The 21,675-nt window shown below is 69.5% G+C and carries 17 protein-coding genes; 6 read left to right on the forward strand and 11 right to left on the reverse strand.

Annotation, left to right across the window (positions count from 1 at the left end):
- Positions 1-97: 97 nt before the first annotated feature.
- On the reverse strand, positions 98-565 hold the full coding sequence (locus tag ACZ63F_RS17735; protein WP_469712000.1) for a glycine-rich domain-containing protein: 468 nt from the start codon (positions 563-565) through the stop codon (positions 98-100).
- Positions 566-780: 215 nt separating this feature from the next.
- Between ACZ63F_RS17735 and ACZ63F_RS17740 the strand changes: the two genes are divergently transcribed.
- On the forward strand, positions 781-2,046 hold the full coding sequence (locus ACZ63F_RS17740) for a helix-turn-helix domain-containing protein (RefSeq protein WP_469712002.1): 1,266 nt from the start codon (positions 781-783) through the stop codon (positions 2,044-2,046).
- Positions 2,047-2,065: 19 nt separating this feature from the next.
- On the opposite strand, the gene ACZ63F_RS17745 is transcribed toward ACZ63F_RS17740, so the two are convergent.
- Complete coding sequence (locus tag ACZ63F_RS17745; RefSeq protein WP_469712003.1) at positions 2,066-2,509, reverse strand: ATP-binding protein; 444 nt, start codon at positions 2,507-2,509, stop codon at positions 2,066-2,068.
- Between the two features lie 142 nt (positions 2,510-2,651).
- Between ACZ63F_RS17745 and ACZ63F_RS17750 the strand changes: the two genes are divergently transcribed.
- Complete coding sequence (locus ACZ63F_RS17750) at positions 2,652-3,494, forward strand: helix-turn-helix domain-containing protein (RefSeq protein WP_469712004.1); 843 nt, start codon at positions 2,652-2,654, stop codon at positions 3,492-3,494.
- Positions 3,491-3,694, forward strand: a complete 204-nt coding sequence (locus tag ACZ63F_RS17755; protein WP_469712005.1) for a DUF397 domain-containing protein — start codon at positions 3,491-3,493, stop codon at positions 3,692-3,694. Before ACZ63F_RS17750 ends, ACZ63F_RS17755 begins: the two co-directional genes overlap by 4 nt.
- 60 nt (positions 3,695-3,754) lie before the next feature.
- On the opposite strand, the gene ACZ63F_RS17760 is transcribed toward ACZ63F_RS17755, so the two are convergent.
- From ACZ63F_RS17760 to ACZ63F_RS17795, 8 genes are all read right to left on the reverse strand, one after another.
- Positions 3,755-5,299 (reverse strand): class I SAM-dependent DNA methyltransferase, encoded by a 1,545-nt coding sequence (locus tag ACZ63F_RS17760; RefSeq protein WP_469712007.1) that lies wholly within the window; start codon positions 5,297-5,299, stop codon positions 3,755-3,757.
- Positions 5,296-6,792 (reverse strand): restriction endonuclease subunit S, encoded by a 1,497-nt coding sequence (locus tag ACZ63F_RS17765; protein WP_469712009.1) that lies wholly within the window; start codon positions 6,790-6,792, stop codon positions 5,296-5,298. The genes ACZ63F_RS17760 and ACZ63F_RS17765 overlap by 4 nt, the downstream gene beginning before the upstream one ends.
- Positions 6,789-10,379 carry a DEAD/DEAH box helicase family protein gene (locus ACZ63F_RS17770; protein WP_469712010.1) on the reverse strand — a complete coding sequence of 1,197 codons (3,591 nt, stop codon included), beginning with the start codon at positions 10,377-10,379 and terminating at the stop codon, positions 6,789-6,791. The genes ACZ63F_RS17765 and ACZ63F_RS17770 overlap by 4 nt, the downstream gene beginning before the upstream one ends.
- A 188-nt stretch (positions 10,380-10,567) precedes the next feature.
- Positions 10,568-12,274, reverse strand: a complete 1,707-nt coding sequence (locus ACZ63F_RS17775) for a bifunctional uroporphyrinogen-III C-methyltransferase/uroporphyrinogen-III synthase (protein WP_469712012.1) — start codon at positions 12,272-12,274, stop codon at positions 10,568-10,570.
- Positions 12,271-13,239, reverse strand: coding sequence for a hydroxymethylbilane synthase (hemC, locus tag ACZ63F_RS17780; protein WP_469712013.1), 969 nt, complete (start codon positions 13,237-13,239; stop codon positions 12,271-12,273). The genes ACZ63F_RS17775 and hemC overlap by 4 nt, the downstream gene beginning before the upstream one ends.
- Complete coding sequence (locus ACZ63F_RS17785; protein WP_469712015.1) at positions 13,236-14,939, reverse strand: glutamyl-tRNA reductase; 1,704 nt, start codon at positions 14,937-14,939, stop codon at positions 13,236-13,238. The genes hemC and ACZ63F_RS17785 overlap by 4 nt, the downstream gene beginning before the upstream one ends.
- The gene (locus tag ACZ63F_RS17790; RefSeq protein WP_469712016.1) at positions 14,936-15,691 is read right to left on the reverse strand and encodes a redox-sensing transcriptional repressor Rex; all 756 of its coding nucleotides are present in this window, start codon (positions 15,689-15,691) and stop codon (positions 14,936-14,938) included. The genes ACZ63F_RS17785 and ACZ63F_RS17790 overlap by 4 nt, the downstream gene beginning before the upstream one ends.
- A 281-nt stretch (positions 15,692-15,972) precedes the next feature.
- Positions 15,973-16,248: a glutaredoxin family protein gene (locus ACZ63F_RS17795; RefSeq protein ID WP_093508123.1), complete on the reverse strand. Its 276-nt coding sequence runs from the start codon at positions 16,246-16,248 to the stop codon at positions 15,973-15,975.
- Positions 16,249-16,396: 148 nt separating this feature from the next.
- On the opposite strand from ACZ63F_RS17795, the gene ACZ63F_RS17800 reads away from it, so the two are divergent.
- The 3 genes from ACZ63F_RS17800 to ACZ63F_RS17810 all read left to right on the forward strand — a co-directional run bounded on the left by ACZ63F_RS17800 (position 16,397) and on the right by ACZ63F_RS17810 (position 20,434).
- Positions 16,397-17,320 carry an HAD family hydrolase gene (locus ACZ63F_RS17800; protein ID WP_469712018.1) on the forward strand — a complete coding sequence of 308 codons (924 nt, stop codon included), beginning with the start codon at positions 16,397-16,399 and terminating at the stop codon, positions 17,318-17,320.
- Positions 17,321-18,119: 799 nt separating this feature from the next.
- Positions 18,120-18,956 (forward strand): ECF subfamily RNA polymerase sigma factor, BldN family, encoded by an 837-nt coding sequence (locus ACZ63F_RS17805; protein ID WP_469712019.1) that lies wholly within the window; start codon positions 18,120-18,122, stop codon positions 18,954-18,956.
- 233 nt (positions 18,957-19,189) lie between these two features.
- Positions 19,190-20,434, forward strand: a complete 1,245-nt coding sequence (locus ACZ63F_RS17810) for a DUF5667 domain-containing protein (RefSeq protein ID WP_469712021.1) — start codon at positions 19,190-19,192, stop codon at positions 20,432-20,434.
- A 115-nt stretch (positions 20,435-20,549) separates the two neighbouring features.
- Here the strand turns inward: ACZ63F_RS17810 and ACZ63F_RS17815 are convergent, their stop codons facing one another.
- Positions 20,550-21,671, reverse strand: coding sequence for a lysophospholipid acyltransferase family protein (locus ACZ63F_RS17815; RefSeq protein ID WP_469712022.1), 1,122 nt, complete (start codon positions 21,669-21,671; stop codon positions 20,550-20,552).
- Positions 21,672-21,675 lie beyond the last annotated feature (4 nt).

Genomic DNA, 21,675 nt, shown 5'->3' on the forward strand with positions numbered 1-21,675 from the left:
GCCGGGCTCGTTCTCCGCTCCTCCCCCCCCCCCCCCCCCCCTCCCCCCCCCCCCCCCCCCCCCCCCCCCCCCCCCCCGACCCGACCGTGGGTAACGATCAGTGCGAGTCATTACCAGGATGACAAGGACCGCACTCGGCGGCGTCTTCCCACAGCGACAGGTCGACCTCCCAGCCGTCGGCCGCGACACGGTGCGCCGTCTTCATGACGGAGCCGTCGTTCTTGAACTCGACCTTGGGCACGTGATGCAGGAAGTGCCCGCCGTTGAAGCGGTCACACAGCTCGGCGTACGCCAGGGTGTCGAGGATGATCGTGTGGACGCCGATGTCGACAAGCTTGCTCGGCGCGAGCCCGAGCGACTCGCCTCGGTGCTTCATCGCGGTCAGCAGATACGCGTACGCCTGCCCCAAGACGCGGGCGGCCATGATCGAGTCGTACGGGTAGTCCCGCATGAGGAGCCCGACCTGCTTGTCCCAGAGGTCGGCGGGCAGGGCACTTCGTACGGAGTACATCCGACCGGTCGCCGGGTCGGTTGTCAGGGGGAATGCAACAGTGCTGCGTGCCATGGTGCCTCCTACGGAGGATGGGGGTCCCGCTGTCCGGGACGATGCGTCCAGGACAGCGCGCCGACCGGCTCCAAAGAGGTCAACTCTCCTGCCGAGCAAGCCGCTTGCACGTCGTGCAAGCTTTCTCGACGCGACCGCGCCGTGCCCGTACCGTGGGAGGCCCCGGTAGTGCGGCTTGGGAGGGTCCGGTGCCCGTTGACCCGCTCTGGAACAGCATGAAGGCACGCGAGTTAGCCGCACAGCGTCGCCCCGGTGCGCTGATCCGGCTAGGTCGCGAACACTGTGCCTGGACGCTGTCCACGCTCGGGGACCGGCTCGGTTGCTCACCGGCCACGGTCTCTCGACTTGAACGGCGCTCGCGGATCGTCGACCTGGCCCTGGTACACCGAGCCGCACTGGAAGTCGGCGTGCCTCGACACCTCCTGGCGGCTTCTCTCGCGCCACCCGCCGCAACGGCATCGGGGGCCACTAGAGTGGCCGGCAGTCCGCGTGACGCCGAGGAGGACCCGATGCGCCGCCGCACGCTGCTTACCGCCACGGCCGCCGCCGGACCGGCTGCTTTGCTGATGGGGCTGGACGACGCCCTGGCCGACACCCCGCCGCCGCCCGGCGTCGGCCCAATGGACACCCGCATGGCAGCGGCCCGGGCCCTCTACGACAAGGGTGCCCACGGTCGGCTCCTCGCTGTCCTGCCTGATCTCATCGCGGACGGGCACTCCGCCGCCGCGTCCCGCCGTGACCTTGACCAGGCCCGGCTCTCCTCCGTGTACAGCCTCGCCACCGCCGTACTGAACAAACTCGGCTGCTACGACCGTGCCCGCATCACCGCGGACCGCGCGCGCACCTGGGCCGAGGTCTCCAGCTCTCCGCTCGTGGCAGCGGCCGCCGCCCGGGAAATGTCGATCGTGCTCCGCCACCAGGACCGGCACGCCGACGCTCAACGCATCATGACCTCGGCAGCCGCCGACATGGAGGCGACCGGGCTCCGCACGGACGCATCGGCGGCCGCATACGCACAGATGCTGTGCACTCTGGCGTATACGGCGGCCCGGGGCGGTCGGCGGACAGAGGCACTGGCGATGACCGAGGAAGCCCGCCGCGCCGCACGCCGACTGCCGCCGACCGCTCCGGCGGGCCGCCTGTTCCCCATCAGCCCAGCCGCCGTCGACCTGTACGCGGTAGGCGTGCACTGGGCTCTGGGTGACGCGGGCGCCGCGCTGGAGGCCGGAAAGAACCTGCGGCCCGAACAGTTCCCGACTGCCGAGCGGAAAGCCCGCATGAGCACGGACATGGCACGGGCCTGGTGGGCCTGGAACCGCCCCGAGCAAACTGCCCGTGCCCTGCTGGACGCGTACCGGGCCAGCCCCGGCGAGGTCAGGGACCGGCCCACGATCCGCAGCATCGTCAACGACCTGGCCGAAAGGCATCCGCGTACGGCTGGCGTACGGGAGTTGCACGTAGCCGTGACACGGGCCGGTTGAGCTGACAGGCACCCCCTCGTCAACGACCGTCGGGCGCAAGGCGCAGCTCGGCCCAGATCGTCTTGCACGGCGTCGGGCCGCTTCGTACGCCCCAACGGTCCGCCAACTCCTCGACCAGCACGAGGCCATAGCCGGACTCAGCTGGCTTGGCCGGCGCTGTGCTCCGGAGGGGTAGTTGGTCGCCCCGTGTATCGGTCACCTCGATGCGCAACAGCCACTGCATGGGGGTCGAGAGCGTGAGACGGAAGCTCCGGCCGGGAACGCGTCCGTGCAGGACGGCGTTCGCCGCGAGCTCACCTACGACGAGCCGCGCCGGGTCCACCGGTAGCCCCCAAACGTGCAGTTGCTCTGCCGCGAGCAGCCGGGCAAGACGGGCACCGCGACGGGTGGCGGAGAGCGGCAGGGAGAAGTGATGGAGCGGAGCATGCGCAGTTTGCTGATTCACGTCACTCAGCGTGTCCACCCATACGTAACCTGTGAAGGAAGGCAGCCCGTGCGGAGGGTGTCTGTCCGCGTGGCGTCCGGTTCCGTCCGGGCCGTACGGGGTGACGGGGCACGGGCCTGCGGGGTTGGAGCGAAAAGGGCGCGGCGGGAGGACTGCGGACGTGAGCGAGTGGGACGCCGGACCGGAGGACGACGAGGAGGCCGGGGCGGTCATGCGGGCCGTCCAGCGCCAGCTGAAGCTGTGGCGGGAGTCGGCCGGCCTCACCCAGGCCGAGTTCGGCGCGGCGATCGGGTACGGCGAGGAGCAGGTCTCGTCCGTCGAGCGGGGGCGGCGAATTCCTCGGCCGGAGTACCTGGAGCGCGCGGACGAGGCCCTTGCAGCGGGCGGCAGGATCGCGGCGCTGAAGGAGGATCTGGCGGAGGTCCGGTATCCGAAGAAGGTGCGGGACCTGAAGAGGCTGGAGGCGGAGGCGGTCGAGCTGTGCGCGTACAACAACTCCGTAGTTCATGGGTTGTTGCAGACCGAGGAGTACGCGCGAGCTATCTACGACGTACGTCGGCCCCCGTTCACCGAAGACGAGGTGGAGCAGCAGGTGGCAGCACGCCTGGCGCGCCAGGAAATCCTCGATCAGACCAAGGAACGGCGGGTGTTCAGCTTCGTACAGTGCGAGTCGACGCTTCGCAGGCCTCTTGGGGGCAAGATGGTGATGCGACGGCAGCTCGAACGCCTGTTGGAGGTAAGTCGGTGGCGGAACGTGGATCTCCAAGTCCTTCCACTCGACCGTGAGGAGAACTCCGGGACCGACGGTTCGTTTAGGCTCCTCAAACTCAAGGACGGAGCCACGGTGGCGTTCAGCGAAGCGCCTCTGAGCAGCCGAGTGACCACCGACCCCAAGGAAACGACAGTCCTCGATATCCGCTACGGCGTCATCCGCGCGCAGGCTCTCAGCCCACGGGAGTCGTCCGCTTTCATCGAGAAGGTACTGGGAGAGACGAGAACATGAAGCTCAAGGCATCCACAGCTGACAGCGATCTGGAGTGGATAAAGAGCAGCTACAGCACGGCTGACGGCCCCGACTGCGTGGAAGTGGCCTCGGCCCCCGCCCGCATCCATGTCCGCGACTCCAAGCACTCCCAGGGCCCTCGGCTCACCCTCACCCCCACCACCTGGACGGCCTTCCTGCCGTACGCTGTCAAGCACTGACGTGGCGAAAACGTCTGGCCCGTACCCGAGCGGTTCAGGGCACGGGCCAGATGCACTGCGTCATTCCGCGGGAGCCGCTTCCGTTGCCATGCCCTCACCCCGGGCTTGCTGCAAGGTCTCGGCGATCGCCGCGAACTCCTCCAGCGCGGCCTGGAGGTCCTCCACGATCTCGGCAGCCAGTACCTCGGGGGCGGGCAGGTTGTCCACATCGTCAAGGCTGGGGTCGCGGAGCCACATGATGTCGAGGTTCGCCTTGTCGCGGGCGACCAGCTCCTCGTACGTGTACGCCTTGAAGCGCTCGGTCTCCACTCGCTTGGACCGGTCCTCGTCAGGGCGGTAGCACTGCACGAAGTCCTCAAGATGCGCCCGGGTGAGGGGGTTCTGCTTGAGGGTGAAGTGTTGGGCGGTACGGAAGTCGTAGACCCAGAGCTTCTCGGTCCAGGGCTGGTTGGGGCGGGCCGGCTTGCGTTCGAAGAACAGGACGTTGGCCTTGACGCCACCGGCGTAGAAGATGCCGGTGGGCAGACGCAGCAGCGTGTGGAGGTCGTACTCCTTCAGCAGGCGCCGACGGATGGTCTCACCCGCGCCGCCCTCGAAGAGCACGTTGTCGGGAACGACGACCGCAGCCCGCCCGTGGATTTCGAGCAGCGAGGCGATGTGCTGAACGAAGTTGAGCTGCTTGTTGGTCGTGGTGACCCAGAAGTCACGTCGCTCGTAGGCAATCGCCTCCCGGGCGGCCGAGCCGTCATCGCCGTACACGGTGATGGACGACTTCTTACCGAAGGGGGGGTTGGCTAGGACGAGACTCGCGCGCTTGTCGGGCGGCGCGATGAGAGCGTCACGGTCGCGGACGAGGGCCGGCCCGGTGGGCTGGCCGATGCCGTGGAGGAAGAGATTCATCGCGCCGAGGCGAGCGGTGTTCCTGACGAGTTCGGTACCCCAGATGCCGCCGCTACTGAGGTGCTTACGCTGTTCCGGGGTGAGCTGGTTGCCGTACTCGTGGAGGATGTACTCGGCTGCGGCCAGCAGGAAGCCGGCGGTTCCACAGGCAGGGTCGGTGATCGTGTCATCCGGGGTCGGCCGGACGCAGTCGATGATGGCCTGGATGAGCGAGCGCGGGGTGAAGTACTGCCCCGCACCCGACTTGATGTCCTCCGCGCCCCGGGACAGCAGTTCCTCGTACGCGTCGCCCTTGATGTCGGTGTTCTGACCGGACCAGTTCTCCTTGTCGATCAGGTCCTTGACTAGGCGCTTGAGCTTGGCGGGGTCGTGGATACGGTTCCTCGCACCGTTGAAGATCAGGTGGAAGGTGGTCCCCTTGAGCTGGTCACCGAGGTCTTCGAGAAGCTGCGTGTAGGCAGTCTCAAGCTTGGCACCGTCGTACTTCAGCAACTCCGACCAGCCACGGTTCTCCCACACCGAGCCCTCGGGCATGATCCGCTCGCGGAACATGGGAGGACGGGTCTGCGCCTCGTGCGCCATCTTGAGGAACACGAGAAGGGTCAACTGCTCGACGTAGTCGATGGTGGAGACGCCGTCGTCACGCAGGACGTGGCAGTAGCTCCAGAGCTTGTCGACGAGCCGACGGGCCTCGGTCGTGGTCACGAGGGGATCTCCAGGTCGAGGGTGGGCTGGGTGGCGGTGGTGAGCGCAGGCACGTCGGCCGGGGGCGGTGGAGGTGCGTCTAGTACCGGGGTGGTGCTCGGCGTGTGCTTGCACTGGGGAGACGTGCGGGGGGTTCGGCGCCTGGACCTGGGCGCTCCAGCTGCCTCACGCTCGGCGCGAATTCGGACGAGCAGCGCGTCGGCGGGCTCGTCGGCGGTGTTCTGAGGGACCAGGCGGCCAGCGAATGCTTCGGCGAGGAGGGAACGGCGGAGCCACTCCGAGCGAGACTCCCCCTTCGCAATCTGCGCTTCAAGTCGTGAGATGACTGCTTCCCAATCTCGGTACTCACACACCCGTTCCTGCTGCTCCTTCAGGGGCGGGAGCCAAATCGGGACCTTCTTCAAATCCTTGCCAGCAATTCCCGCCTGGCCAGCGGTGGTTTTGACCGCTGACTGAATCACGTGCCGCGTCGAACCACCAGTGCAGGCCATGGCCACGAATTCTGGGTCCGCGACTTCTTGATCGAGCCGCACTCGAATAAGCTTGTCGGGGTATGTAAGAGCGCCAACATTGTCGGGTACGACAGCACAGGCGCCTACATAAGCGGGGTTGCCGTTGTAGCGAGTGAATAGCAGGTCTCCTTGAGACAGGAGGTACCCATCGTCCGCGACGTTTTTTTCGTCGACTCTGCTGTAGCGCAGGTCAGTCAGGTTTAGTCGCAACGGTCGCACCGCGCCGATACGGAGGATGGCGACGCCGTCGGGTTCGATTCCAGGGCGGGACACGTACATACCGTTACGTACGCTGACCGCGAGATCACCGAGTTTGTACTCCGCCCAACCGCCACTGGGCGGGGCAGTCAGGTTCGCCAGAATTTTGCGTCGCAGTGCATTGGCTTTGGTCAGCGACCCGCAGAGTGCCTCCGCACCAGAGACAAGGCTCGAGAACTGCTCTTCGAGCGCGGCAACGATACGGCGTTGCTCTGCCAGCGGCGGGACAGGGAGCCTGATACTCTTCAGCTCTCCTCCGGCGATTCCCGCTTGGCCCGCCGTGGTCTTCACGTATTCGCGCACTTGAGCACGAATCCCTTCCCACGAAAAGGCGTATGCCACAAATTCGGGAACCAACACCCGGCGATCAACCCGCACACGGATGAGCTTGTCTGGATACGTCAGCAGCGGCACTGTAGCCGGAACGGGAGCGCATGCACCCACGAACTCCGGATTGCCGTTGTAGCGGGTGAAAAGCAGGTCACCGGACTGGACCAATCGATCTGCAGCGTGGAGATCTTCGGCAGATTGACCGCTGTACCGGAGGTCACTCAGGTCCAGATGGAGGGGCCTGACCGCGCCAATGCGCAAAATAGGGACACCATCGGGCTCAGTGCCGGGACGAGAGACGAAGATGCCGTTCCGAACTGACTCAGAAACCTCACCAAGTGTCACCCAAGTCCATCCCCCCGGCAGTTCCGAAGGAGAATCGCCCTCGCTCACGCGCCCAACTCCCGTCCCAGCTCATCCAAAATCTCAGCCCCCCGATCGGCCCCGAATTCCCGGAGGAATCCGTCCACGCCCCCACGCTCGATGAAGGGTACGTCCTTCAAGTGCTCGGGCTCGATCGCCGCGTCCGTGGCGATGACGTCGACCATCCGGTCCAGCCACCACACCTGGTCCGCTGTGAAGACGGCCCCCGCCTGTTCCTGCCGGGCCCGCCACGCCGCGTACCGTTCCTCCACCAGCGCCCGGTACGGCCGCACCTCCTGGTCCAGCCCCAGTTCGAACCGCAGCAGGCCGATCAGATCGACCACCCCCGCCGCTCCCCGCGGATGCCGATGCGCCTTGCCCAGCTGCACGTACGCGTCGTACAGCCGTGCCGGAGTCCACTGGAACGGGGGACGCTCGATCTTCCGGGCCAGGTCCCGCAGGCGCCGGTAGACCTCCTTCGGGTCCCGTCGCTCACTGAACGCGAGGTTGAACGCGGCGATCTCGTCCTGGTGGTCCTTCAGGTACTGCTTCCAGGAGGTGACGCGTCGCATCGCCAGCTCGTCCGCGGTGATGCCGCGTGCCTCCTTCACGGAGTCCACGCTCACCTCGTCTATGACGATGTCGTGGGCGCGGCGCATCGACATCAGCCGGTCACGCAGCTCGCTGTTGGAGGCGATCGGCTTCAGGGCGTCCAGCATGTCCTGGCGGACCTGCTCCTGGCCGCCAATACGCCGGGCCCGCTCCTGCTGGTCGGGGTCCACGGACCGGACCAGCTCACCAACGATCTTCTGCAGCGGCTGGCCGGCGAGTTCCTCGACCTCTTCGCGCTCCTCAGGAGTCAACTGCCGGTCCAGGCGGGCCAGGCGACCCGCGAGCGTGGCGACCTCGTCCTCGGTCATCGCGAGTCCAGCCGTCTTGGCCATCAGCCGGTCCAGTGGGATCTTCCGCTCGGAGACCCTGTTGAGCGGCCGCGCGTCCACGCGGGGCGAGTCCGTGACGCCGATCGCGTCGACGATCACGAACCGTTCCTTCACCTCTGCATCCGGCGTGACCGCCTGGAACTCGGCCGGGTCGACCGTCCGGGAGCCGCGACCCTTCATCTGCTCGAAGTAGGCCCAGCTCTTGACGTCCCGCAGGAAGAACACGCACTCCAGCGGCGGGATGTCCGTCCCCGTGGCGATCATGTCGACGGTCACGGCGATGCGCAGCTCGGGGCTGTTGCGGAACGCCTTGATCAGCTCGGCGGGCCGCTTCGCGGCATGGGTGATCTTCGTGCAGAAGTCGTCGCCCTCACCGAAGACCTGTCGTACGGTCTGCACGATCTCGTCGGCGTGGTTGTCGTCGACGGCGAAGATCAGGGTCTTGGGCACGTGGGTACGCGCCCGCTGGACCTCTCCCTCTCCCACGGGCGGGAAGATGTCGGTGAACAGGTGCTTGCGGAAGGTCTCGATCACGAGCTTCAGCTGCCCCTTGCTGATGACCTGACGGCCGAGCTGGGCCGCCTTCCACTCCAGGTCCTCCTCCAGCTCCTGGTATCTCTCCCGCCGGGTCTTCCGCTCACGCATGGGCACGACCGTCTCGGCGGGGATCGTCCCGCCGTTCTCACCCAGCTCCGTACGGATCCGGAAGACGTCGAAGTCGACGTTGACGCCGTCGGCGACGGCCTGCTCGTACGGGTACTCGCTGACCAGGTTCTGGAAGAAGAACCCGAAGGTCTGCATGACCGGAGTGGCCGTCAGGCCGACGAGGTGGGCGTCGAAGTACTCAAGGACCGCGCGCCACTTGCCGTAGATGGAGCGGTGGCACTCGTCCACGACGATCAGGTCGAAGGACTCGGGCGGCAGGGCAGCGTTGTAGCCGACCTCAACCGGCTCGTCCACGAGGTCATAGCGGTCGAGGGCCTCGTTGTCGTCGTCCGCGCTCGGCACCGCCTGGCCCGTCAGCGCGAGCCACAGCCTCTGCACGGTGGACACCACGACGTGCGCAGAGCCCAGGACGGTGTCACCGGCCATCCGCTGGACGACGTACAGCTCAGTGAACTTACGGCCGTCGTCCGGGGTGTCGAAGTTCTCGAACTCGGTGGCGGCCTGGCTGCCGAGGTTGTTGCGGTCGACGAGGAACAGCACGCGCTTGGCGCCCGCGTGCTTGAGGAGTCGGTAGCTCTCGCTGACCACCGTGTACGTCTTGCCGGCGCCGGTCGCCATCTGGATCAGGGCGCGCGGGTCGTCCTTGGCCAAGGACCGCTCCAGGCCTTCGATCGCCTTCCGCTGCGCCGGACGCAGTGGATCCGGATCGAGGAAGGTCTGCGGCAGGCGGCGCATCCGGGCACGGAGGGTCGGCGCCGTGGGATCCGCCTCGGCCTCGTCGATCCAGCGGGCGATCGTCTCCGGGCGGTGTACCGCGAAGATCTCGCGAGTGCGCGGGGAGGGGTCGAGCGCGTTGTGGAAGCGGACGGTGTTGCCGTCGGCGACATACCGGAAGGGCAGGCTGGCACGCCAGGCGCTGAGCTGCTGGCTGCGCGTGAGGCCCGTGGCGTAGCGCGCGGCCTGCTGCATGGCGGACTCCAGGTCGGCGCCCTCCCGCTTGGCCTCTATGACGCCGACCAGCCGCTGGTCGACGTAGAGGAGGTAGTCGGCCCGGCCGACGGCCGTGGAAACCTCCCGGACGGCGACGCCCCGTCCGGCGAAGAGGTTCTTGACGCTGTCGTCCTGAACGGCCCAGCCCGCCTTCTCCAGGATGCGGTCCAGCTCCACACGGACCTGCGCCTCGCTCATAGGCGGGCGGGCCGCCTTCTGCGCGTACGCGATGAACTCGTCGCGCTGCGAGGCCCCGTCCAGCGGGCGGGCCGCGGTGCGCGAGTCAAGCGAGGCGGACGTCAGCTCCGTGATCTTGTCGCTCAGTTCGGCGATCACATCATGGAGGGCGGCCCGCTCTGCCTCGGCCCTGGCAAGTTCCGCCTCGGCCTGCTCACGAGCGGCCTGCTCCCGTTCCAACCGGCTCTGCTTGCCGTCGTACCGAAGCCGGGCTTCCTCCAGCTTCCGGCGGTAGGCGTCGAGTTCGGCGCGGAGCTGCTCCAGCTCGCGCGCGTCGGCGACCGTCTCGGGAGCGGGGGAGGCGGACGGAGGTGCGGGCGCCAGGAAGACCCGGTGCGTCGTGTCGGACTTGTCCAGGGAGCGGTGCAACCAGTCACCGAGTCGGAAACAAGTCTCCACGGCCTGCAGCGCGGCACGCACGTTGGCGTAGTACTCGTGGACCGCCTTGTTGCCCGTCGTGCGGATTCCCTCGAACCACGCACGGACCTGGGGGACCAGCACTCCCGCCTTGGTCAGGGCGTTGATGCGGTCGACCTGCTTGTTGCCTGGAACGGTGACGTTGACGAGGGTCACCAGGTGCTTGGCCATGATCTCGCCGAAGAGGCGGGCCTTCACCATGGCCGCGTGCGGATCTGTGTGTACGTACGACTCCGCAGCACAGCCGAGCGTCACCAGTAAAGGCTCGTGATGAAGCAGGTGGCCGAAGTTGGGCGAACCCGCGGCCAACCGCGCGACCTGCTCGTCATCCGCGCCGGACGAGCCGCCCGCTGTCGCCGTCACCATTCCGTTTCCCCCAGGATCCTGGTAGTCCTGTCATGCGCAAAGCCTTGCAGGATGACATGAACAAAAGGGCCTGACAAGGGATTTGGTACGACGACCATCTCCTGGTGAAGGTTTACGCAGGTCGCGGCCCTGAAACGAGGAGGGCGGAGCGCCCGAACAACGGACGCTCCGCCTCACCCTGCTTCACCTCACGTAGTGGTACGCCTCCGCCGCGCCCCCGGCCGCCGCTCGCTCGGCCGGGTCACCGGATCGCCGGCCTCCAGCGCGCTCGCGCGCCTCCGCAGGCCGAACTCCGCCAGCGCCTCCGCCAGCTTCGCGGCCGACGGCTCGGGAGCCATCACGTCCACCCGCAGCCCGTGCTCCTCGGCCGTCTTGGCCGTGGCGGGCCCGATACAGGCGATCACCGTCACGTTGTGCGGCTTCCCGGCGATGCCCACCAGGTTCCGCACGGTCGACGACGACGTGAAGAGCACCGCGTCGAAGCCGCCGCCCTTGATCGCCTCCCGGGTGTCGGCCGGCGGCGGCGACGCCCGCACGGTCCGGTAGGCGGTCACGTCGTCCACCTCCCACCCGAGCTCGATGAGCCCGGCGACCAGCGTCTCGGTGGCGATGTCGGCACGCGGCAGGAAGACGCGGTCGATCGGGTCGAAGACCGGGTCGTAGGGCGGCCAGTCCTCCAGCAACCCCGCGGCGCTCTGCTCACCGCTCGGCACCAGGTCCGGCTTCACGCCGAAGGCGACCAGCGCCTTGGCGGTCTGCTCGCCGACCGCCGCGACCTTGATCCCGGCGAAGGCACGGGCGTCGAGCCCGTACTCCTCGAACTTCTCCCGGACCGCCTTGACGGCGTTGACCGAGGTGAAGGCGATCCACTCGTAGCGGCCGGTCACGAGCCCCTTCACGGCCCGCTCCATCTGCTGGGGCGTGCGCGGCGGCTCGACGGCGATGGTCGGCACCTCGTGCGGCACGGCCCCGTAGGACCGCAGCTGGTCGGAGAGGGACGCCGCCTGCTCCTTCGTGCGTGGCACGAGCACCTTCCAGCCGAACAGCGGCTTGGACTCGAACCACGACAACTGGTCGCGCTGGGCGGCGGCGGACCGCTCACCGACCACGGCTATCACCGGCCGGCCGCCGTCCGGCGAGGGCAGCACCTTCGCCTGCTTCAGGGTCTGCGCGATGGTGCCGAGGGTGGCGGCCCAGGTGCGCTGCCGGGTCGTCGTACCGGCGACGGTGACCGTCAGCGGGGTGTCCGGCTTGCGGCCGGCGGCGACCAGTTCCCCGGCGGCCGCGGCCACCGAGTCGAGGGTCGTCGACACGACCACCGTGCCGTCGGAGGCGCCGACCTCGGTCCAGCAACGGTCCGAGGCGGTACGGGCGTCCACGAAGCGGACGTCCGCGCCCTGCGCGTCCCGCAGCGGTACACCGGCGTACGCCGGCACCCCCACCGCGGCCGCGACACCCGGCACGACCTCGAACGGCACACCCGCGGCCACGCAGGCGAGCATTTCCTCGGTCGCGTACGTATCAAGTCCCGGGTCCCCGGACACCGCACGGACGACCCGCCTGCCACCCCGCGCGGCCTCCATGACAAGATGAGCCGCATCCCGCACGGGCGGGAGGGAAGCGGTTGTTGACGCGCCGTCAACAACCGTGAGTTGAGGCGTGCCCGTGCCCGGATACGGGTCCGACGTCGGATCCGGATTCGTGGTCACGACGGAGACGCCCTGCCTGGCGTGGCTTCTGATCACGTCGAGCACGTCGTGCTCGGCGACCAGGACGTCCGCGCTGGACAGTGCCTCCACGGCACGCAAGGTCAGCAGTCCCGGATCCCCGGGTCCGGCACCCAGGAAGGTGACGTGCCCGTGTTCCAGGCCGGCGGGAAGGTTGGTGGGGCTCACTGTGCTCGCTCCCCCATCAGACCGGCCGCGCCCTGGGCAAGCATCTCGGTGGCGAGTTCGCGACCGAGCGCCGTCGCCTGGTCGTATGTCTCGGGCACGGGACCGGTGGTGGACATCTGCACCGTACGGGTGCCGTCGGTCGTGCCGACGACGGCCCGCAGGCGCATTTCCTTGACAATCTGCCCGTCGGCCAGAAGGTCGGCAAGCGCGCCCACAGGGGCGGAGCAGCCGGCCTCCAGGGCGGCGAGCAGTGATCGCTCGGCGGTCACGGCGGCCCGCGTGAACGGGTCGTCGAGTTCCCCGAGCGCGACGATGAGCTCCGCGTTGTCCGCGGCGCACTCGATCGCCAGTGCCCCCTGGCCGGGGGCGGGCAGAACCGTGTCGACCGACAGGAAGTCGGTGACCTCGTCGATGCGGCCGATGCGGCTCAGGCCGGCCGCCGCCAGCACCACGGCATCGAGCTCGCCGTCGTGTATGTATCCGATCCGGGTGTCGACGTTCCCCCGGATCGGCACGGTCTCGATGTCCAGCCCATGGGAGCGCGCGTACGCGTTCAGCTGCGCCGCCCGGCGCGGCGCACCGGTGCCGATGCGCGCCCCGCGGGGCAGGTCGGTGAACTTCAGCGCGTCCCGGGCGACGATCACGTCCCGCGGGTCCTCGCGCACCGGTACGGCGGCCAGGACCAGGTCGGCGGGCTGGGTGGTCGGGAGGTCCTTGAGCGAGTGAACCGCGAAGTCGACCTCGCCGCGCAGCAGCGCGTCCCGCAGGGCGGTCACGAAGACCCCCGTGCCGCCGATCTGCGCGAGGTGCTCGCGGGAGGTGTCGCCGTACGTGGTGATCTCCACGAGTTCGACGGGCCGGCCGGTCACCCGGCGTACGGCCTCCGCCACCTGCCCGGACTGGGCCATGGCGAGTCTGGATCGCCTGGTCCCCAGCCGCAGTGGCGTCAGTGGATTGTCACTCATGCCGGTCGGTCCTTCTCGTCTGTGCTGTCCACGGCCCGGGAGACGGCGGCCACCGTCTCGGGGTCGAGGTCGAACAGGGTCCGCAGCGCGTCCGCGTACCCGGCGCCGCCGGGCTCGGCCGCGAGCTGCTTGACCCGTACGGTCGGCGCGTGCAGGAGCTTGTCGACGACCCGGTGCACGGCCTGCCGGATCTCGCCGCGCTGGCGTTCGTCCAGGTCGGGCAGGCGCCCGTCGAGCCGTGCGATCTCGCCCGCGACGACGTCGGCGGCCATCGTCCGCAGGGCCACCACGGTGGGCGTGATGTGCGCCGCCCGCTGGGCCGCGCCGAAGGCGGCGACCTCGTCCGAAACGATCCGCCTCACCTGGTCCACGTCGGCCGCCATCGGCGCGTCCGCGGACGCCTCCGCCAGCGACTCGATGTCCACCAGGCGCACCCCGGCCAGCCGGTGCACGGCCGCGTCGATGTCGCGGGGCATGGCGAGGTCGAGGAGGAAGAGCGCGGGGGCGGGCCGGGCGAACCCGGCGACCGGCTCCGGCCTGCGGCGCTCCGGGATCCGGCCGACCCGGGCGGCGGCCGCGGCCAGCGCCCCGATCAGCTCGGCCTCGGCCTCGGGACTCACGGGGGTACGACGTCCGGTCTCCCGGATGTCGACGGTCCCGTTGTCCACCCAGGCCGCGTGCTGCTCCAGCTCCGCCGCGGCCATACCGGCGACGGCGGCCTCCCCCATCACGGAGAAACCACTCTGCGCGGCGGTGAGGTCGAGGGGGCAGTTGTCGTCGTTCCCGAGTCCGGCGGCGGCGCCGGCCGACGGCTGCTTCGGCGCGGGCGGCACATCGATCTCGGCGACGGGCTCACCCGTACGGCCCTCGACGGCCGCCGCGACCGCCTCCGCGGTCAGCACCAGCCCGGTCGCCCCCGTGCAGGAGACGGCGACGTCGGCACGTGTCAGCTCGCCCGGCACCGCATCCATCGGTACCGCGCGGGCCACCACGTCCGTGTCGTCGGCGTCGTTCAGGATCTGCGCCAGCCGCTCCGCACGGTCGTACGTGCGGTTCGCGACGACGATCTCCGCGACCCCCGCCCGTGCCAGCGTCGCCGCGGCCAGCGAGGACATCGATCCGGCGCCGATGACCAGCGCCTTCTTGCCCTTGGCCCAGTCCTGCACAGCGCCGCCGGCCGCCAGCTGCTCGAGACCGAAGGTGACCAGGGACTGTCCGGCCCGGTCGATCCCGGTCTCGGAGTGAGCGCGCTTGCCGACCCTCAGGCCCTGCTGGAACAGGTCGTTCATCAGCCGCCCGGCGCTGTGCAGCTCCTGCGCGCGGGCCAGGGAGTCCTTGATCTGCCCGAGGATCTGCCCCTCGCCGACCACCATCGAGTCGAGCCCGCAGGCCACCGAGAACAGGTGGTGGACGGCACGGTCCTCGTAGTGCACGTAGAGATAGGGGGTGAGCTCGTCGAGCCCGACCCCGCTGTGCTGGGCGAGCAGCGTGGACAGCTCGGCGACCCCGGCGTGGAACTTGTCCACGTCGGCGTAGAGCTCGATGCGGTTGCAGGTGGCGAGGACCGCGGCCTCGGTGGCCGGCTCGGCGGCGACCGTGTCCTGGACCAGCTTGACCTGGGCGTCCGCGCTGAGCGCGGCCCGCTCCAGGACGCTGACCGGGGCGCTGCGGTGGCTCAGCCCGACGACGAGGAGACTCATGCCGGCATCACGGCGGGTACGTCCCCGTCGGGTCCCTGCTCGCCGGCCTCCTGGTGCGCCGCGGCCGGCGCGACCGTGCCCTCGTGCTCCTCGCCGGCCTTGCGCTGCTCGTGGAAGGCGAGGATCTGCAGCTCGATGGAGAGGTCGACCTTGCGTACGTCGACGCCGTCCGGGACGGAGAGCACGGTCGGCGCGAAGTTCAGGATGGAGGTGACCCCGGCGGCCACCAGGCGGTCGCAGACCTGCTGGGCGACGCCCGGCGGGGTGGTGATCACGCCGATGGAGACGCCGTTGTCGGAGATGATCTTCTCCAGGTCGTCGCTGTGCTGCACGGCGATCCCGGCGACCTGCCGCCCGGTCATCGCCGGGTCGGCGTCGATGAGCGCCGCGACCCGGAATCCGCGCGACGCGAACCCGCCGTAGTTGGCGAGGGCGGCCCCGAGATTTCCGATACCGACGATCACAACCGGCCAGTCCTGGGTCAGGCCCAGCTCACGGGAGATCTGGTAGACGAGATACTCGACGTCGTAGCCGACACCGCGCGTTCCGTACGAACCCAGGTAGGAGAAGTCCTTGCGCAGCTTCGCGGAGTTGACTCCCGCGGCCGCGGCCAGTTCCTCCGAGGAGACCGTGGGGACCGAGCGCTCCGACAGTGCGGTCAGAGCACGGAGGTACAGCGGAAGCCGGGCGACGGTGGCCTCGGGGATCCCTCGGCTGCGGGTCGCCGGTCGGTGAGTTCGGCCAGTTGCCACGGTGCTCCAACAGGTTGAGCGGGGCTGCGGACGGTCACACGTACCCAGACCGCCCCGTCGACAGCAGGCTATGTCTTTGTGAACGCGTGCACAAAGATGGTGTCCGATTTGCCCGGCCAACGTGACCGGGGTCACGCGCCCCCGGCGCAGCCGTCCGGAACCGGCGCACAAGCGCCCGCGCTCCCTCTCGATTGGGGGCAAAACCGTACACACTCCTCACGCATCCCGCCCCCGAGACCAAGCCGCCGTCGATCCTAAGCGACTTTTCCAGCCGGTTTGGACTAGTCGGTCAGTGCCTTGCGGAGCCGTTCCTCGTTCACGCGCCAGAAGGTGTGCTGTTCGCCGTCGACGAGTACCACCGGGATCTGTTCCCAGTAGAGATCGTGCAGTCGTGAATCCTGGGTGATGTCCTGCTGCTCCCAGGGGACTCCGAGATCGCCGCACACCTTCTCGACCACGACCTGTGCGTCATCACACAGATGGCAGCCGGGTTTACGGATGAGGGTGACCGATCGCGCACTCGGCGCGGGCGCCTTCCGGCCAAAGAGGGGACTCATGACGTCCATTGTCCCGCCCCTGGGAGGGCATGTCCGCCGTCTTCTGCACGGGTTCTTCGCCTTGTTTAACGACCCGGTCGCGGAGAGTTCACACCGAGCCAACTCCCGTGACTCCGGAACTCCCGAACAAACTGGCTATGCTCACGACATGGCCGCTCTCGGATGGCTCACTCCCCGTAGGCGCTCCGCCACGGCGCGGAGCGTGTTGGCAGGCGAGGCCTCGGCGGAGGCCGCGCGCAAGAACCAGGAAGCGACCGCGCCCCTCGACGAGGCCGCGGAGCCGGACTTCCCGGTGCTCGGCGACGACAGGGCCGCCGCGTTCTTCGACCTGGACAACACTGTCATGCAGGGCGCCGCCATCTTCCACTTCGGCCGCGGCCTGTACAAACGGAAGTTCTTCGAGACCCGCGACCTCGCCCGGTTCGCCTGGCAGCAGGCGTGGTTCCGGCTGGCCGGCGTCGAGGACCCCGAGCACATGCAGGACGCCCGCGACTCGGCCCTCTCCATCGTCAAGGGCCACCGCGTCGCCGAGCTCCAGACCATCGGCGAGGAGATCTACGACGAGTACATGGCCGAGCGCATCTGGCCCGGCACCCGCGCGCTCGCCCAGGCCCACCTGGACGCGGGCCAGAAGGTGTGGCTCGTCACCGCGGCCCCGGTGGAGATCGCCGGCGTGATCGCCCGCCGGCTGGGCCTGACCGGCGCGCTGGGCACGGTCGCCGAGTCGGTGGACGGCGTGTACACCGGCAAGCTGGTCGGTGAGCCCCTGCACGGCCCCGCCAAGGCCGAGGCGGTACGCGCCCTGGCCGCCGCCGAGGGCCTCGACCTCTCCCGCTGCGCGGCCTACAGCGACTCCCACAACGACATCCCGATGCTCTCCCTGGTCGGCCACCCCTACGCCATCAACCCCGACACCAAGCTGCGCAAACACGCCCGCGAACTGGACTGGCGGCTGCGCGACTACCGCACGGGGCGCAAGGCGGCCAAGGTCGGCATCCCGGCGGCCGCCGGCGTCGGCGCGGTCGCCGGTGGCACTGCGGCCGCGATCGCGTTGAGCCGCCGGCGCCGGTAGCCCTTCGGGCCATGACCGACGGGGCAGCGCCGCAGGCCCGCGGGTCGGCTGCCGGCGGCCGGCGCGTCGTGGCTGGTCGCGCAGTTCCCCGCGCCCCTGATGGGGCGCTCCGCTCCCGTTTCCCTCAAGCTCCGAACAGTCATGCGTGTCGCAGGCCCGCGGGCCGTTGCCGACTGCGGGCCCGTCGTGGCTGGTCGCGCAGTTCCCCGCGCCCCTGATGGGGCGCTCCTCTCCCGTTTCCCTCAAGCTCCGAACAGTCATGCGTGTCGCAGGCCCGCGGGCCGTTGCCGACTGCGGGCCCGTCGTGGCTGATCGCGCAGTTCCCCGCGCCCCTGACGGGGTGCTCCTCTCCCGTTTCTCTCAAGCCGCGGGCAGTCGTGCCGCAGGCCCGCGGGTCGGCTTCCCGGCTGTCCTCTCACGCCGCGGGCAGTCGTGCCGCTGGGGCGGCACGGGTGGGCGCGGGCGGCACCCGGCAAGCGCCGGTGAGCGTCCCCACCGACGCCCCCCGCCCACCCCGCTCGGTCCCCCCGCGCGCCCTGGATTATCGCGCCGTTACTCGAACACGCCCCGCACATCGCCGAAACACGCATGTTTTCGTTCAACAACCGGTCACTCTAGGGCTCTTGAGGCGGCGCCAAACGGTTACAGAAGCGACGCAATCGATGATTTGAGCAACTCGGTGTAGCAGTGCCTGTACGAAGCGTTATTCTCCTCAGACGCAAACCGGTTCCCCTCCGTCGCTACGACGGGTGAAAGGTTCCGTACTGCACGTGATGGAAGCTCTGCCTCTGGGAGTCCCGTGTACCCACACGTCGGGGTTGACGCCTCGGGCCTGGCTACGCTGCGCGCAACAGTCGCGACGGTCAAAGAGACGCTGCGCGGCCTTGTCCCGACCGCGTACGCCGTCCCCGCCTTCGCCACCGCCGCCCCCGTCGGCCCGTGCTACGCACTGGCCGACGGCATGGAACAGGTGCCGGCGCGCAGCGCCGTCGTCGAGGGCCGCCGGTCCGGCGACGGCCGGGGCGTGGGCAGACGCGGCCGCACCGCCGGCACCGCCACCACCACCCGCCGCCCGGCCGCGGACAGCGACAGCGCCCGGATGATGGACCTCGTGGAGCGCGCCCAGGCCGGCGAGGCCGACGCCTTCGGCCGCCTCTACGACCAGTACAGCGACACCGTGTACCGCTACATCTACTACCGCGTCGGCGGCAAGGCGACCGCCGAGGACCTGACCAGCGAGACGTTCCTGCGCGCGCTCAGAAGGATCGGCACCTTCACCTGGCAGGGCCGCGACTTCGGCGCCTGGCTCGTCACGATCGCCCGCAACCTGGTCGCCGACCACTTCAAGTCGAGCCGCTTCCGCCTCGAGGTCACCACCGGCGAGATGCTCGACGCCAACGAGGTCGAGCGCTCCCCCGAGGACTCCGTCCTGGAGTCCCTCTCCAACGCGGCCCTGCTCGACGCCGTACGACGCCTCAACCCCCAGCAGCAGGAGTGCGTGACGCTCCGCTTCCTCCAGGGCCTCTCGGTCGCCGAGACCGCCCGCGTGATGGGCAAGAACGAGGGCGCCATCAAGACCCTCCAGTACCGGGCCGTGCGCACGCTCGCCCGGCTCCTCCCCGACGACGCCCGCTGAACCGGCCACCCTGGGCGACGCTCAACTCACGCTCCGTAAAAGCGCGTTGCCTTTCTCAGCCGATCACCGGCCGTCCGTAACCCAAGTGCCGAGCCGCTCGTTGTGCGGGATACAGGCTCCCTGTGGTCACGTCCGGCCAGCCCTGATCACCCGATCGTGTGGACTGGCCGAGGGCGTGCAACCCTCAGGACCCCCTGGGGAGTCGACCGTCATGACGAGAGGAGGTGCCGCCAGTGATCGCGAACGTATCGGCCCACCGGCGGGCGAACGCCTTCGCCCAGGCTCTGGAGGAGCAGCCCGGCCGGGACCCGGCGGCCGAGCCGTCCGGAGGACCGGCGGGCGATCCACCCGCCGCCCCGGACCGGGCCGAACGGACCGAGCAGGGCGAGCTGTTGGCCCTGGCGACCGGGCTCGCCGCGCTGCCCAGGCCGGAGCTCGACCCGGAGGTCAAGGTCGTCCAGCGGGCCCAGCTGGTGGCCGCGATGGAGGCCATGCTGGCGGAGGGCTCCCTGGGCGGGGCGGCGGAGGCTTCGGTACCCGAGCAGCGCGCGTCCCGTGCCAAGGGCGCCCACCGTGCCAGCCCGCTGGGCAAGTTGCGGCCGCGTTCCCGGCTCACCAAGGGGCTCGCCGCGGGCGGCCTGAGCGTCGGCGTGGCCGCCGGAGCCTTCGGCGGGGTCGCCGCCGCCAGCTCCGACGCCCTGCCCGGCGACTCCCTGTACGGCCTCAAACGCGGCATCGAGGACTTCAAGCTCAACTATCTGTCCGACGGCGACGACCAGCGCGGCCAGACCTACCTCGACCAGGCCTCGACCCGGCTGATGGAGGCCCGCCGGCTCATGGAGCGGGACCGCGGCGGCCACCTCGACCACGAGTCGATCGGCGAGATCCGCCGCACCCTGTCCGGGATGCAGCACGACGTCACCGAGGGCCACCGCCTGCTCCACGAGGCGTACGAGCGCGACCCGAACTCGCTGGGTCCCATCCAGGCCCTGTCCGCCTTCGCCCAGTCCCACCGCGAGGCCTGGGGCGCCCTGCGCGAGCGGCTGCCGGTCCAGCTCGGGGACGTCAGCCAGCAGGTGTCGTCGGTCTTCGACGCCATAGACCAAGAGGTCGCCCCGCTGCAGTCCCTGCTCCCCCAGCCGTCCCAGAACACCGGCGGCGGCAGCGGCAAGCAGGACTCCGGTACGGCGTCCACCGGCTCCTCCGGCAGCCACCGGTCCAAGGCCCCGTCCTCCTCGGGCAGCTCCTCCTCGGGCCACGAGACCGGTACCGGCAGCCCCAGCGGCTCGGCCTCCGGCACCGCCGACAACGGCCTCATCGGCGGCACCACGGGTGGCCTCCTGGACCCCCCGAAGACCGGTTCGAGCACCCCGTCCCCGTCCAAGTCCGCCTCCAGCGCCCCGGACGTCACCCTGCCCCCGCTCCTGCCGGGTCTCCTACCGGGCCTGGGCATCGACAGCGAGGACGCGGGCAACTAGAGCGTTCCCCGCGCCCCCAAGGCGACGAAGTCGCCGTTTCTTGGGGGCGCGGGGAACTGCGCGAGCAACCACGCCGGCGCCGCACTCACCATCGCTCCTCAACCCGCAGCGGCGCTCAGAAGAAAACCGACCTCCGCTGCACAAGCAACTTGTACAGCGTGTGCTGAATCTGCTCCCGCACCTGATCCGTCAGGTTGAACATCAGCATCGGATCCTCGGCCGCCTCCGGCGGATAGCCGTCCGTGGGAATCGGCTCCCCGAACTGAATCGTCCACTTCGTCGGCAACGGCACGGCCCCCAGCGGCCCCAGCCACGGAAACGTCGGCGTGAGCGGAAAGTACGGAATCCCCAGCACCCGCGCCAGCGTCTTCGCATTGCCGATCATCGGGTAGATCTCCTCGGCCCCCACGATCGAGCAGGGAATGATCGGCACCCCCTGCCGCAGCGCGGTGGACACGAACCCGCCCCGCCCGAACCGCTGGAGCTTGTACCGCTCGCTGAAGGGCTTCCCGATGCCCTTGAACCCCTCCGGCATCACCCCGACCAGCTCCCCCTGGGCCAGCAGCCGTTCGGCGTCCTCCGCGCACGCGAGCGTGTGCCCCAGCTTCCGCGCCAGTTCGTTCACCGCCGGCAGCACGAAGACCAGGTCCGCCGCGAGCAGCCTGAGGTGACGATTCGCCGGATGCCGGTCGTGCACGGCGACCTGCATCATCAGCCCGTCCAGCGGCAGCGTCCCGGAGTGGTTGGCGACGATCAGCGCACCACCGTGGGCGGGGATGTTCTCCAGGCCCTTCACGTCGACGCGGAAGTATTTCTCGTACACCGGCCGCAGCAGGGACATCAGGACCTGGTCGGTCAGCTCCTCGTCGTACCCGAAGTCGTCGACCTCGTAGTCCCCGGTCAGCCGCCGCCGCAGGAACGCGAGTCCGCGTGCGACACGCTGCTCCAGGCCGGCCTCGTCGTGCGGCGGCTGCTCCACGCCCGTCTCAGGGTTCTCCCGGGTCACATGTACATCCTCCTGCGCGGGGATCCGCCCGGCGAGAGGCTGGACCTCACGCACCACCGCGGACTCGCGCCCCAGCGCGGCCTCGCGCCCCAGCGCGGCCTCGCGCCCCGCCGCCTGCTCGCCGCCGCCCTTGCGCCGGCTCCCCGCACCCCGGCGCCGGGCGGCCGGCCGCTGCACGGCAGCCCCGCGGGACCGGTCGTCGTCGAACGGAATGACCTTGGCGTCCGCCATCGTT

Source organism: Streptomyces sp. NPDC104761 (genome assembly GCF_055583445.1).